This window comes from Mycolicibacterium sediminis, assembly GCF_010731735.1.
Taxonomy (GTDB): Bacteria; Actinomycetota; Actinomycetes; order Mycobacteriales; family Mycobacteriaceae; genus Mycobacterium; species Mycobacterium sediminis.
The window spans coordinates 2,049,668-2,062,301 of sequence record NZ_AP022588.1; the positions used below are offsets into that span (position 1 = coordinate 2,049,668).

Here is a 12,634-nt window from a genome sequence, read left to right on the forward strand (position 1 = left end):
GCCGACACCACGGTTGTTGTACGGGAACCTCGAGTAGCACCGTCAACAAGCGTGCACTCGGCGGGATCAGGACGGCATGCCCGCCGCACGCAGCGCTGCAGTCACCCGTTGCGCGACGGCCGGACGCTGGTAGCGGAGCTGCCGCGCGCTGACCCGGACGATGGTCCAGCCGCGATTGGCCAGGTACTCCAGCCGATCGATGTCGTTCGCATAGTCCTCCGGACCGGTGAAGTGCTGCTCGCCGTCGTACTCGACACCGACCGACCATCGTGACCAACCCATGTCGATGCGGCGCTTGACGCGGCCGTTCTCCGTGACGGGGATCTGCGTCTCGGGCCGCGGAAGCCCTGCGTCCACCAGCAGCAGTCGCAGTCGCGTCTCCTGCGGCGACTCGGCGCCACCGTCGACGAGGTCGAGCGCCATGCGCAGTCGACGGATTCCGCGTGCTCCCGGGTACCTGGCGGCCACCGCCTCGATCTCCGATGCCGGGACTCGTGTCGCGTTGAGCAGCGCGTCGATCCGGATCACGCCCAGTTCGAGGCTGAGTCGCCGACCCAGGTCGTAGCCGGTGCGGGCGGCGGTGGTGCACCTGATCTCGCCGACACGTCTCAGCTCGTCGTCGCGAATGCAATTGCTGCGCACGGCGATCCCGTTGGGTGCGCCCCGTCGGGCGTGCACGACCTCTGCGGGCAGGTCAGCGGGGATCCACTTGCTACCCAACAGCGCCGCTGCGCTGTGGCCGACGAGTATCGCTCGCCGGTCGGACCACAGCCATGCCGCCCGAGCCCGGTCTATCGCGGTGAGTTCGACACCGTTCGGGGCGTAGACGTTGCGGTGCACCTTCGTGTACCTGCGTCGCAGATCGCGACGGGTGACGTCGCCGGTGGCGAGGGCCTCCGTGCCGACGATGAAGGGGTCGCGCATGGATACATCGTCACCGCTGCGGCGAGGTACTCCCGACACCAATCGTCGAGTGCACGCTTGTTGCCGCCGCTACTCGGCCGATGCGTACAACAAGCGTGCGCTCGGCGCATCAGGCCGAAGCGAGCCGCGTCTTCTCCGCCTCGATGTCGAAATCAGCGGGGGGCCAGGACAAGTCGAGGCCTTCGAGCGCCTCGATCAGCAGCTCGGTGACCGCCAACCGCGCGTACCACTTGCGGTCGCAGGGGATGACGTGCCAGGGCGCGACGTCGGTCGAGGTGCGCTCGAGCATCGCCTGGTAGGCCTCCTGGTAGCGGGGCCAGAGCAGGCGCTCGTCGACGTCGGCGGGGTTGTACTTCCAGTACTTGTCGGGCCGGTCGAGGCGTTCGGAGAGCCGCTTCTTCTGCTCGTCGAGCGACACGAACATCGCGACCTTGACGATCGTGGTGCCGTCGAGGGCGATTCGCTTCTCGAAGTCGTTGATCGTGTCGTACCGCGTGCTCCAGATCTCCGGCGCGACGAGGTCGTGCACGCGCACGATCAGCACGTCCTCGTAGTGCGAGCGGTCGAACACGCCGACGTGGCCGGAGGTGGGCAGCCGCGCCTCGACCCGCCACAGGAAGTCGTGTGCCAGCTCCTCCTCGGTCGGCTTGCCGAAGTTCGCGTACTGGATGCCCTGCGGATTGCCGGCGCCGACAACGTGTTTCACGATGCCGCCCTTACCGGAGGTGTCCATGCCCTGCAGCACCAGCAGCACCTTGCGGTTGTCGCCGGCGAGGCTGTTGGCGTAGAGCATCTCCTGCAGCTCGGCGAACCGCTCGGCGCGCTCGAGCAGCAGGTCGGGCGCATCGCGCTTGCTGCCCTTGAAGCCGGGCGTCGCGTTGGTGTCGATGGCGGCCACCGAGTCGCCCGGTTTGAATGCGAGATGGATGTGCGGCTCGTGGGTCCACAGGGCGGGCAGATCGTCCGTCGTCTCTTGGCTCATGCTCGCTCCGGTCCTCGCGCGGCGACTGCCTCCGACGGCGTCGGTGACCCGATCAGTCAAGCATTTGCGGCGGCAACACAGGGGACGGGTGGGGCATCGAGCGGAACTCCTCGAGCGATCCGCCGACCTCGACGATGCCCCGCAGCGCGTTCCACGACAGCATCGTGAGGTAGTCGATCAGCTCGTCGGCCGTCATCCGGGGGTGCGACATCCAGGAGTGGGTGGCCAGCTGGACGCCGCCGACGATCATGAACGCCCACGGCTGCGCACCGCTGGTGTCCATGCCTGCCTCGGCCATGCGGCGGCGCAGCATGACGCCGAGCATGCGGGCGATGATCTGTTCGGAGTCCGCGACGGCCTTGCTCTTGCTCGCCGAGCTGTTGGCCATGACGAACGGGTAGATCTCGGGTTCGGCGGCGACCGTGGCGACGTAGACGCGGATGATCTCGCGGGTCAGGTCGTAGCCGTCGAGGTGGGCGGTCAGCGCCGCGGCCATGTTCGGGATCAGCGTGGTCTGCGCGAACCGCATCATGACCGCCGTGGTCAGGTCGTTCTTGTCGACGAAGTAGCGGTACAGCACGGTCTTGGACACACCGATCTCGGCGGCGATCTCGTCCATGCTGACGTTGCTGCCGCGCAACCGGATGGCATCGAGCGTCCCGTCGACCAGCTCGTTGCGGCGATCGACTTTGTGCTGATGCCAGCGTCGTTTGCGCCCGTCGGTCTTCACCGCCCCGGCAGGTGATTGGTGTGCCACTGTCGCAGTTTTCCGTTCCGTCGTCCGGAACGATGATACGGCGCTGTGACGGGTGGCGGGTGGTCGGACGACGGGGCACGCGCGGCGATGACGGAGAATGGAGACGTGTCAGCACCTCCCACGAGCGCCGAGCGTCGCGGCTTTGCCGAATCCATGGCCGGCGTCGAATCTCCGGCCGATGCCGAGCGCCGCCGCGGACTACAGCGGATGAAGGTCGTCGCGACCGGCTTCCTGCTCGGCGCGACGATCGTCTTCCTGCTCTGCACCTGGGCCCAGTCGCACGGCGCCGCTCCCTGGGTCGGCTACGTCCGGGCCGCCGCGGAGGCGGGCATGGTGGGCGCCCTCGCGGACTGGTTCGCCGTAACGGCCCTGTTCAAGCACCCGCTGGGCGTGCCGATCCCGCACACGGCGATCATCAAGCGCAAGAAGGATCAGCTCGGCGAGGGGCTCGGCGACTTCGTCCGCGAGAACTTCATGTCGTCCGAGGTGATCGAGGGCAAGGTCCGCGAGGCGGAGGTCGCCGGCCGGATGGGCCGGTGGCTGGCGCACCCCACGAACGCCGAGCGCGTCGCCGCCGAGGCGTCCACGGTGCTGCGGGTGCTGGTCGAGATGCTTCGCGACGACGACGTGCAGCAGTTGCTCGACCGGATGATCGTCAAGCGCGTCGCGGAACCGCAGTGGGGTCCGCCGGCCGGACGGGTGCTCGCATCGATGCTGGAGGCGGGCCGTCACGAAGCGGTCATACAGCTGCTCGCCGACCGTGCCTTCGAGTGGTCGCTGAACGCCGGCGACACGATCGAGCGGGTCATCGAGCGGGATTCGCCGACGTGGACCCCCAAGTGGGTCGACGGCCTGGTCGGCGAGCGCATCCATCGTGAACTGATGGACTTCACCGACAAGGTGCGGCGCAACCCGGAGCACGAGATCCGTCAGTCGGCGAACAAGTTCCTGGTCGAGTTCGCCGACGACCTGCAACACGACGAGGCGACGATCGCCCGGGCCGAGAAGGTCAAGGACGAGGTCATGGCGCGCGAGGAGGTGGCGCGTGCGGCGGAGACCGCGTGGGGGACCGCGAAGCGCATCATCCTCGAGTCCGTCGAGGACCCGTCCTCGGCGCTGCGCGTCCGGGTCGCCGACTCCGTGGTGCACATCGGCGAGTCGTTGCGCGACGACCCCGACCTGCGGACCAAGGTCGACAACTGGATCGTCCGGGCCGCGAAACACCTGGTCGAGCAGTATGGGACGGAGATCACAGCGGTCATCACGGAGACGATCGAGCGGTGGGACGCCGACGAGGCCAGCCGTCGCATCGAATTGCACGTGGGCCGTGACCTGCAGTTCATCCGCATCAACGGCACCGTGGTGGGGTCGCTTGCGGGTCTGTTCATCTACTCGATAGCCCAGCTGTTGTTCTGACCTGCGCTAGCAGGTGCTTGCAAAAGTTAGCACTCCGTCCTACCGTTGATCTCGTCAGGCAACGAACGGACGAAGGGGGCAACGAGATGTCGCAAGACGAGAACATCGCCGCCGTCGTCACCACCGTCGCGTCGAACGCGGCGTCGGACATCGGCAGCTTCATCCGCGCCAAGCGCGAAGCGGCGCAGGTGTCCGTGCGGCAACTCGCCGAGCAGGCGGGGGTCAGCAACCCCTACCTCAGCCAGATCGAGCGAGGTCTCCGCAAGCCGTCCGCCGACGTGCTCAGCCAGATCGCGAAGGCGCTTCGAGTGTCCGCAGAGGTGCTCTACGTGCAGGCCGGGATGCTCGAGCCGAGCGAACACAGCGAGGTGCGGGACGCGATCGTCGCCGATGCCTCGATCACCGAGCGGCAGAAGCAGGTGCTGCTCGACATCTACACGTCCTTCTGCCAGCAGAACGACGCCTTGGCGGACGCGGACGCCGCCGGAGTAGATGAGGAGTCACCCACTGACTGACGCGCGACTCCACCCCACCACCACGAGCCCCACCACCACGAAGACCGAAGACATCCACGAAGGGAATGGCTGACATGGCCGAGAAGAACCAGACCAACATCGAAGACCTGAAGGCCCCGCTCCTCGCGGCGGTCGGTGCCGCCGACCTGGCGCTTGCCACGGTCAACGAGATCCTCGCGACGCTGCGTGAGCGTGCGGGCGACGCCCGTACCGACGCCGAGGCCCGCGTCGAGGAGGCCCGCGCCAACCTGACCAAGCTGCAGGAGGACCTGCCCAGCCAGGTCGGCGAGTTCCGCGAGCGCCTGAACGCCGACGAGCTGCGCGAGGAGCTGCGCAAGGCCGCCGAGACCTACGCCGAGAGCGCGACCGCGACCTACAACAAGCTCGTCGAGCGTGGCGAGGAGGCGCTGGCGCGCCTGCGTAGCCAGCCGGCGCTGGAGGAGGCCGCCAACCGCGTCGAGAGCGTCACCGACCAGGCCGTCGAGCTGACTCAGGACGCGCTCGGCAACGTCGCGACCCAGACCCGCGCGGTCGGCGAGCGCGCCGCCAAGCTGGTCGGCGTCGAGCTGCCCAAGCGCGCCGAGAAGGCCGCCGAGCCGGTCAAGGAAGCCGCCAAGAAGGCACCCGCCAAGGCTCCGGCCAAGAAGGCTCCGGCGCCCGCCGCGGCCAAGGCTCCCGCGAAGAAGGCTCCGGCCAAGAAGGCTCCGGCCAAGAAGGCTCCGGCCAAGAAGGTCACCCAGAAGTAAGGATTCGTACGTAGTCCTGTTTGGCACAGGGGGACGTAACCCGCATAGGCTCAAGGCGTGCAGCCTTCTAGCCTGGTGGGTTACGTCCTCCTCGTCATTCAGGTGGCAGCCCTCGCGACGGGCGCCTACGCCTTCGTCCACGCCGCCATCCAGCGGCCCGACGCGTTCACCGCCGCCGAGAAGATGAGCAAGCCGATCTGGCTCGCGATCATCGGCGGAACCGCCCTGCTGGCCCTCGTCCTCGGTCCCCCGGTGGGATCGGCGATCGTCGCGTGCGCCGCGGGCATCTACATCGTCGACGTCAGGCCCAAGGTTCTCGACGTCCAGGGAAAGTCGCGATAGCGGGTGGCCCGTCTCCTCGCCGCCCTGTTGGTGGCGGCCGCACTGCTGATCGCGGCGCCCGTCGCAGGCGCGGCTCCCGCGTCCGGTGGCCCGCTGGCCGGTCCGCCCTACGTCGACCACACCGAGTGGGCGAAGTGGGGTGACCTCTCCACCCTGCGCGTCTACCCGACCGCGGCGGGACGAGCGGTGTCCGTTCAGCCCGACACGGTCGCGCAGGCCGACGAGGCCTGGGCGGAGGTCCTCGCTCTCGCTCCCGACGGCGACATGCCGGGCATGCGAGCGCAGTTCATCTGTCACTGGCAGTTCGCCGAGCGGGTGCAGCCCGGCAAGACGAGCTGGAACCTCGAGCCCTGGCGGCCCGAGGTGGACGACGAGACGATGATCGCCACGGGGTGCAATCCGGGCGGCACCCAGGAGCCGTTCTAAGTGGCGACGTGGACGCGCAGTCAGGTCGCCGAACTCGTCGACCACACGCTGCTCAAGCCGGAGGCCACCGAGGCCGACGTCGCGGCGCTGATCACCGAGGCCGCAGACCTGGACGCCTACGCGGTGTGCGTGTCGCCGTCCATGCTCGCGGCCGTCAACCGGGCCGGCGCGTCGGGTCGCAAGATCGCGGCCGTCGTCGGATTCCCCTCGGGCAAGCACGTATCCGAGGTCAAGGCGCACGAGGCGTCGGTGGCCGTGATGATGGGCGCTGACGAGATCGACATGGTGATCGACGTCGGTGCGGCGGTCTCGGGTGACTTCGACGCGGTGCGCGCCGACGTCGCCGCCGTCCGGACCGCCGTCCCCAACGCCGTGCTGAAGGTGATCGTCGAATCGGCTGCGCTGCTCGAATTCGCCGACGAGCGAACGTTGATCGAGGTGTGCCGCGCCGCCAAGGCGGCCGACGCCGACTTCGTGAAGACGTCGACGGGCTTCCACCCCGCGGGTGGCGCCTCGGTCCGTGCGGTGACGCTCATGGCGGAGACCGTCGGACCCGAGGTCGACGTGAAGGCCAGCGGCGGAATCCGTACCGCCGCCGACGCGATCGCGATGCTCGACGCCGGAGCCACCCGCCTCGGTCTGTCGGGTACCCGCGTCGTCCTCGACGGCCTGCCGAACTAGCTCCGTCCTCGGATCGGTCAACTGCCGCGCCGAGGATGCCAACCCTCGGTAGGGTGGGTCTCGGAACGGCGCGTCGATCGGACCGGGAGGCAAAAACGTTGATCCTGTACACCTTTCGGTGCGAGTCGGGATGCGGCACGACGACGCAGTTCCATCCGATGGCGGATCGTCCCGATTCCGTCGAGTGCCCGGCATGCCGGGGTTCGGCCCGTAGGACCATCGCCTCGCCGCACGTGGGACGCGCCGACGGTGCCGCCATGGCGCTGCAGGACGCGACCCGGGCGACGTCGGACCGTCCGGCCGTGGTGTCACGTCCGGCGTCCGCCGGACGGAGGCAGCGCGTCACCACCAATCCGCTGCATCGAACTCTTCCGCGACCGTAGAAGGAGTCACCGTGCCCGATCTCGTCTTCCCCCTCGATTCGACGAAGAAGTTCACCGACCAGGAGAAGCTCGGGCACAACCGGTGGCATCCCGACATCCCCGCGGCGGTCACGGTCAAGAAGGGTGACTCGTTCCGAGTGCACTGCCGGGAGTGGTTCGACGGCGCCATCGTGAACGACGACTCGGCCGAGGACATCCTCAACGCGCCGCTGACCACCGTGCACGTGCTGTCCGGCCCCATCGCCGTCGAGGGTGCCAAGCCCGGCGATCTGCTGATCGTCGACATCCTCGACGTCGGGCCCATTCCGCAGGAGGACTCCGGACCGCTGGCAGGCCAGGGGTGGGGGTACACCGGGATCTTCCCGACGCAGAACGGTGGCGGCTTCCTCACCGAGCAGTTCCCCGATGCGTACAAGGCCATTTGGGATTTCTCGGGGCAGAAGGCGACGTCGCGGCACGTCCCGCACGTCGAGTTCACCGGCATCGTGCATCCCGGTCTGATGGGCACCGCGCCGTCGGCCGGTCTGCTGTCGACGTGGAACACCCGCGAGGCCGCGCTGATCGCCACGGACCCCGATCGGGTGCCGCCGCTGGCGCTGCCTCCCGAACCCCAGGACGCGATCCTCGGCGGTCTCACCGGTGACGCGTTCACCAGGGCCGCCGCGGAGGCCGCGCGCACTGCGCCGCCGCGCGAGAACGGCGGCAACCAGGACATCAAGAACCTGACCAGGGGCAGCCGGATCTTCTATCCCGTGTTCGTCGACGGCGCCAACCTGTCGGTGGGCGACCTGCACTTCTCACAGGGCGACGGCGAGATCACGTTCTGCGGTGCCATCGAGATGGGTGGCTTCATCGATCTGCGGGTCGACGTGATCCCGGGTGGCATGGAGACCTACGGCGTCAGCGAGAACGCGATCTTCATGCCGGGCAACACCGACCCGCAGTACTCGGAGTGGCTGGCGTTCTCGGGGACCTCCGTCACGCTGGACGGCGAGCAGCGCTACCTGGACTCGCACCTGTCGTACCAGCGGGCGTGCCTGCACGCCATCGACTACCTGACCAAGTTCGGCTACAGCCCGGAGCAGGCGTACCTCCTGCTCGGCGCGGCACCGATCGAGGGTCGGCTCTCGGGCGTCGTCGACATCCCGAATGCCTGTGCGACGGTGTACATCCCGACCGCCATCTTCGACTTCCCGATCAGCCCGTCGGTCGACGGACCGACGCGCATCGACCCCGGCGCGGGAGCGCCGCGCGCGTCGTTCGGCTAGCGGACGGTCAGAGTCCGGCGAAGCACGCGTCGTCGCCCTGGCCGCCTGCGGGCATCGGGGCGTTCTGGGACGAGAACTTGCTGATGACGCCCGAGTCGGTGACCTCGATGCTGTCGGCGCGGACGTCGAGCGGGTAGTCCTTGGTCAGCTGCGCGCTGAAGGCGTCCAGCGCCGGCTGCACGGCCTCGCGGGGAAGCGTGAACCCGAGGCCCGTCAGCTGCACGACCTTGAGCGCGATGCCGCCGTCGACGACCTGCGGTTCGGTGACGATGGTGCCGAGCATGCCCTCGAGTTCGATCGTGCCGTCGCTCGGGTTGGTGGTGACGCCGCTGACGAAGCTGCCGATCAGGGGGATCGAATCCTGGATGGTCCGCTTGATGCCGTCGGCCGACCAGTCGATGGTCGCGTTCAGCGAGCCGATCGTGCCCGCCGAGTTCGGGTTGTCCGCGACGCGGACGTCGTCGATGACGATGTCGGCCTTCATGCCCTTGGCCTCGCGGAGCTGGTTGCCGTCGGTGGTGATGTGGATCCCGCTGTAGTGGCCGGTGAGGTGCTGCAGCAGGAACGGGCGGGGGCCGAACGACACCTTCACCCCGTCCTGGACGACGCAGGAGGTGGCCGCGGCGACCCGCTGGTCGGCGACGTGCCGGGCATAGAGTTCGGCGCCGACCACGCCGGCCAGCGCGAGTGCGACGACGATGACGAAGATCAGGGTGATGGACAGCGGATCGCGGAACATGCCCTTGCCGCGGGACTTCTTCGGCGACACCGGGGGAGGGGGTGCGTCGCCCGGCTGGCCCTGCGGTGGCGGCGGGTAGTTCTCCTGCCGGAACTGCTGCGTCGGCGGCTCCGGAGACCCGCCATACTGCGGGGCCCGCTCGGTGGGTGGCTCACCGCCCTGAGGGTTCGGCCCCTGCGGTGGCTGGTTGGCCGGACGGCTCCACGGATCGGTCACCCCCGCGATTGTGCCCTACTGCTCGTGGTGAAGTCCGTGCGGTTGCGGAGGACCCCGAGGGTCTCGCGCACCGTGTCGACGGTGTCGAGGTCGACGTCGGTGACCACCAGGTCGGGGCCGTCACCTGCCGCGGCGAGCACCTCACCCAGTGGTGAGGCGACCAGGCTGCCGCCGACTCCGGTGGGTCCGGAGGCAGCGACCTCGTCTCCCGGGTAGGCCTGGCCGACCGCGGCGACGAAGGTGCCGGTGTCCAGGGCACGGGCACGGGTGAGCAGCGTCCACTGCTCGAGCTTGCCGGGACCGGCCCCCCACGATGCGTGCACCGTGGTGAGCCGAGCACCGAGGCGGGCGAGTTCGACGTACAGCTCGGGGAAGCGGACGTCGTAACAGGTGGTGAGTCCGACCGGGACACCGTCGACGGTGATGACCGCCGGTGTCGAACCCGGTGCGACCGTGCGGGATTCGGCGAACCCGAACGCGTCGTAGAGGTGGATCTTGTCGTAGTGCGCGTCGACGCCGGGGCCGGTCGCGATCAGCGTGTTGGTCACGCGGCCGTCGTCTCCGGGGGTGAACATGCCTGCGACGACGACGACGCCGTGCCGGTCGGCGATCTCACGGACCCCGGTGCCCCAGCGCCCGTCGACGGGTTCGGCGACCGGGGCGAGCGGAACCCCGAAGCGACACATCGTGGCCTCGGGGAAGAGGACCAGGCGCGCACCCGACTCGGCGGCGCGACGGACACCGTCGTCGACCAGATCGAGGTTGGCCGACGGGTCGGTGCCGGACTGGATCTGCGCGAGGGCAATCCGCATGAACCGAGGGTAACCGGCGTCAGCGTGGCGCGACCAGGTCCCACGGCACCGCCAGCACACCGTCGCGCATGCGGCGACGCGGGGGCTCTACCGGCCACCCCTGGTCCCGCAGCAGCGCGAGCATCGCCCGCCAGCGCACCCGCGGGCCGAAGACGCCGTGCGGGGCGGCGGCCGCCCAGGCGCGATCGGCGGCGGTGAACAGCGCGTGCACGGGCTGCCCGTCGACGTTGTGGTGGATCAGCACCTTCGGGAGTCGCTCGGCCAGATCGGACGGCTTCTCGATGGCGAACGGATCGCAGGCGAGCACCAGGCCTATCGGACCGAGCGCGTCCAGCACCACCCAGCAGCAGAGCCTGCCCAGCTCGTCGCACGTGCCGTCGACGAGGAGGCCGCCGGGGGCGAGCCGGCCGGTCATCCGAGCCCACGCGTCCGGCACCGCGTCGACGTCGTACTGCCGCAGCACGTTGAACGCGCGCACCAGAACCGGTGCGAGACCGGCCAATTCGAAGCCTCCCAGCCCGAACGCCACGCCGGGCGCCGACCCGGCGAGCGCCCGCGCGTCACGCACCCGCTCGGGATGGATCTCGAGGCCGACGACGCGCGCGTCGGGGCGCACCGTCCGCAACCGGGCGGCCAGTTCGAGTGTGGTCACGGGCAGGGCGCCGTAGCCGAGGTCGACGACGAGTGGGTCGGCCGCTGCGAGCAGCGCGGCGCGCACCCGGGGTGAGTGCACCAGCCACCGATCGCTGCGGCGCAGCCGGTTGTAGCCCGTCGTGCCGCGCGTGAGCCGTCCGATGGGGCCCGACATGGCCACACCACCCTCTCGCGTCAGGCGTTGGCGCGGATCCACTCGGTGGTGAAGCGCTGCTCGGCGATCATCAGCTCCACCAGCTGGTTGCCGACGAAGCCCTCGACCTTGCCGCCGACGAGCGGGATGCGCACCTCGACGGTGGCCGTGAACTCGAGCCGGGAGCCGGTGCCCGACGGGGCGAGGACGGCGGTGCCGGTGAGCGAGGCCGGCGCTCCGGGAATCGTGCCCGTGATCCGTGCCGTCGTCCGGCCGTCCTCGATCGGCGTCCACAGCTCCGAGCGGACGAAGCTCAGGTCACCGTGGTGGAACTGGGAGACCAGGCCGGGCAGCCTGCGTGCCCACAGGGTCTGGGTGGTGACGACGTCGATCCCGTCCGGCCCGACGGTCATGGAATCCAGGGTGGCCTCGTCGGCACCGGAACCCGCGAGTCGGTCGAGCCAGTACTGCCGATCGCCGAACGCCTCGTGGACCTGCTCGACCCCGCCCTCGTAGTCGGCAGCCATGTCGAAGGAACGCGGCATAGCCGACCACGCTACCGTTACGGCCCGTGGTCAGTTCGTACATCGCGGGCGCGTCGGTCGACGAGGACGTCCCGCTCGCGCCGCTGACCACCCTGCGCGTCGGACCCGTCGCACGCCGCGTCGTTCCGTGCGTCACCACCGAGCAGGTCGTCGCGGTGCTGCGCGACCCGGCCGTCGACGAGAAGACCCTGATCCTGGCCGGCGGCTCGAACCTGCTGCTCGCCGACGACCTCGTCGATCTGACCGTGGTCCGGCTCGCGAACGCGGGCGTCACCGTCGAGGGGCCCGTGCTGCGCGCGGAGGCCGGCGCCGGGTGGGACGAGGTGGTGGTGACGTCGCTGCGGCACGGCCTCGGAGGGCTCGAGTGCCTGTCGGGCATCCCGGGGTCGACGGGCGCGACCCCGGTGCAGAACGTCGGCGCCTACGGCGCCGAGGTCGCGGACACCATCAGCCGGGTCCGGCTGCTCGACCGCCGGACCGGCGACGACGAGTGGGTGTCCCCGAGCGCCATGGGCTTCGGCTACCGGCACAGCGTGCTGAAGAACTCCGACCACGCCGTGGTGCTCGAGGTGGAGTTCACCCTCGACGCCGACGGCCGCAGTGCTCCGGTGCGCTACGGCGAGCTGGCCCGGACGCTGGGCGTCGAGCCGGGAACCCGCACCGAGCCCCAGCGGGTGCGCGACGCGGTGCTGGCGTTGCGGGGAGCGAAGGGCATGGTGCTCGACGAGCCCGACCACGACACCTGGAGCGTCGGCTCGTTCTTCACCAACCCGGTGGTCTCGGTAGCCGACTTCGAGCGCCTCCGGGCTCGGGCCGCGGGGCCGGTGCCGAACTACCCGGCACCCGACGGGGTGAAGCTGGCGGCGGGCTGGCTGGTGGAGCACTCCGGCTTCGACAAGGGGTTTCCCGGCCCGGAAGCCCCCGCACGGCTCTCGACCAAGCATGCGCTGGCCCTCACGAACCGAGGATTCGCGACGACGGCGGACGTGCTTGAGCTGGCCAGACGCGTGCGCGACGGGGTGCGATCCCACTTCGGGATCGATCTCACACCCGAGCCATGCCTGTTCGGCTGCTCCCTCTAGGTACCCTTGGTAC

General features: G+C 69.5%; 15 protein-coding genes. 8 read left to right on the top strand and 7 right to left on the bottom strand.

What is annotated here, in order from left to right:
- Window positions 1-66: 66 nt before the first annotated feature.
- From G6N64_RS09810 to G6N64_RS09820, 3 genes are all read right to left on the bottom strand, one after another.
- On the bottom strand, window positions 67-924 hold the full coding sequence (locus G6N64_RS09810; protein ID WP_163796722.1) for an endonuclease domain-containing protein: 858 nt from the start codon (window positions 922-924) through the stop codon (window positions 67-69).
- Window positions 925-1,033: 109 nt separating this feature from the next.
- Window positions 1,034-1,906 carry a polyphosphate kinase 2 family protein gene (locus G6N64_RS09815; protein WP_163796723.1) on the bottom strand — a complete coding sequence of 291 codons (873 nt, stop codon included), beginning with the start codon at window positions 1,904-1,906 and terminating at the stop codon, window positions 1,034-1,036.
- Window positions 1,907-1,958: 52 nt separating this feature from the next.
- On the bottom strand, window positions 1,959-2,663 hold the full coding sequence (locus G6N64_RS09820) for a TetR/AcrR family transcriptional regulator (protein WP_163796724.1): 705 nt from the start codon (window positions 2,661-2,663) through the stop codon (window positions 1,959-1,961).
- An 87-nt stretch (window positions 2,664-2,750) separates the two neighbouring features.
- On the opposite strand from G6N64_RS09820, the gene G6N64_RS09825 reads away from it, so the two are divergent.
- From G6N64_RS09825 to fmdA, 7 genes are all read left to right on the top strand, one after another.
- The gene (locus tag G6N64_RS09825; protein WP_163796725.1) at window positions 2,751-4,079 is read left to right on the top strand and encodes a DUF445 domain-containing protein; all 1,329 of its coding nucleotides are present in this window, start codon (window positions 2,751-2,753) and stop codon (window positions 4,077-4,079) included.
- 86 nt (window positions 4,080-4,165) lie between these two features.
- The gene (locus G6N64_RS09830; RefSeq protein ID WP_163796726.1) at window positions 4,166-4,594 is read left to right on the top strand and encodes a helix-turn-helix domain-containing protein; all 429 of its coding nucleotides are present in this window, start codon (window positions 4,166-4,168) and stop codon (window positions 4,592-4,594) included.
- Between the two features lie 74 nt (window positions 4,595-4,668).
- Window positions 4,669-5,340, top strand: a complete 672-nt coding sequence (locus G6N64_RS09835; RefSeq protein ID WP_163796727.1) for a heparin-binding hemagglutinin — start codon at window positions 4,669-4,671, stop codon at window positions 5,338-5,340.
- A 57-nt stretch (window positions 5,341-5,397) separates the two neighbouring features.
- Complete coding sequence (locus G6N64_RS09840; protein WP_163796728.1) at window positions 5,398-5,682, top strand: DUF2516 family protein; 285 nt, start codon at window positions 5,398-5,400, stop codon at window positions 5,680-5,682.
- 3 nt (window positions 5,683-5,685) lie between these two features.
- On the top strand, window positions 5,686-6,108 hold the full coding sequence (locus G6N64_RS09845; RefSeq protein WP_174266778.1) for a DUF2599 domain-containing protein: 423 nt from the start codon (window positions 5,686-5,688) through the stop codon (window positions 6,106-6,108).
- The gene (gene deoC / locus G6N64_RS09850) at window positions 6,109-6,789 is read left to right on the top strand and encodes a deoxyribose-phosphate aldolase (RefSeq protein WP_163796729.1); all 681 of its coding nucleotides are present in this window, start codon (window positions 6,109-6,111) and stop codon (window positions 6,787-6,789) included.
- Between the two features lie 394 nt (window positions 6,790-7,183).
- Entirely contained in the window at window positions 7,184-8,440 is a 1,257-nt protein-coding gene (gene fmdA / locus G6N64_RS09855; protein WP_163796730.1) for a formamidase, read from the top strand.
- A 7-nt stretch (window positions 8,441-8,447) separates the two neighbouring features.
- Here the strand turns inward: fmdA and G6N64_RS09860 are convergent, their stop codons facing one another.
- Genes G6N64_RS09860 through G6N64_RS09875 form a run of 4 tightly spaced genes read right to left on the bottom strand, consistent with a single transcriptional unit; the run spans window position 8,448 to window position 11,539 of the window.
- On the bottom strand, window positions 8,448-9,395 hold the full coding sequence (locus G6N64_RS09860) for an LmeA family phospholipid-binding protein (RefSeq protein ID WP_246231071.1): 948 nt from the start codon (window positions 9,393-9,395) through the stop codon (window positions 8,448-8,450).
- Complete coding sequence (locus tag G6N64_RS09865; protein WP_163796731.1) at window positions 9,392-10,207, bottom strand: carbon-nitrogen hydrolase family protein; 816 nt, start codon at window positions 10,205-10,207, stop codon at window positions 9,392-9,394. The genes G6N64_RS09860 and G6N64_RS09865 overlap by 4 nt, the downstream gene beginning before the upstream one ends.
- A gap of 19 nt (window positions 10,208-10,226) precedes the next feature.
- Window positions 10,227-11,015 (bottom strand): class I SAM-dependent methyltransferase, encoded by a 789-nt coding sequence (locus G6N64_RS09870; RefSeq protein ID WP_163796732.1) that lies wholly within the window; start codon window positions 11,013-11,015, stop codon window positions 10,227-10,229.
- 20 nt (window positions 11,016-11,035) lie between these two features.
- Window positions 11,036-11,539, bottom strand: coding sequence for a DUF2505 domain-containing protein (locus G6N64_RS09875; protein ID WP_163796733.1), 504 nt, complete (start codon window positions 11,537-11,539; stop codon window positions 11,036-11,038).
- 26 nt (window positions 11,540-11,565) lie between these two features.
- On the opposite strand from G6N64_RS09875, the gene G6N64_RS09880 reads away from it, so the two are divergent.
- Window positions 11,566-12,621 (top strand): UDP-N-acetylmuramate dehydrogenase, encoded by a 1,056-nt coding sequence (locus tag G6N64_RS09880; protein ID WP_163796734.1) that lies wholly within the window; start codon window positions 11,566-11,568, stop codon window positions 12,619-12,621.
- Window positions 12,622-12,634: the final 13 nt, after the last annotated feature.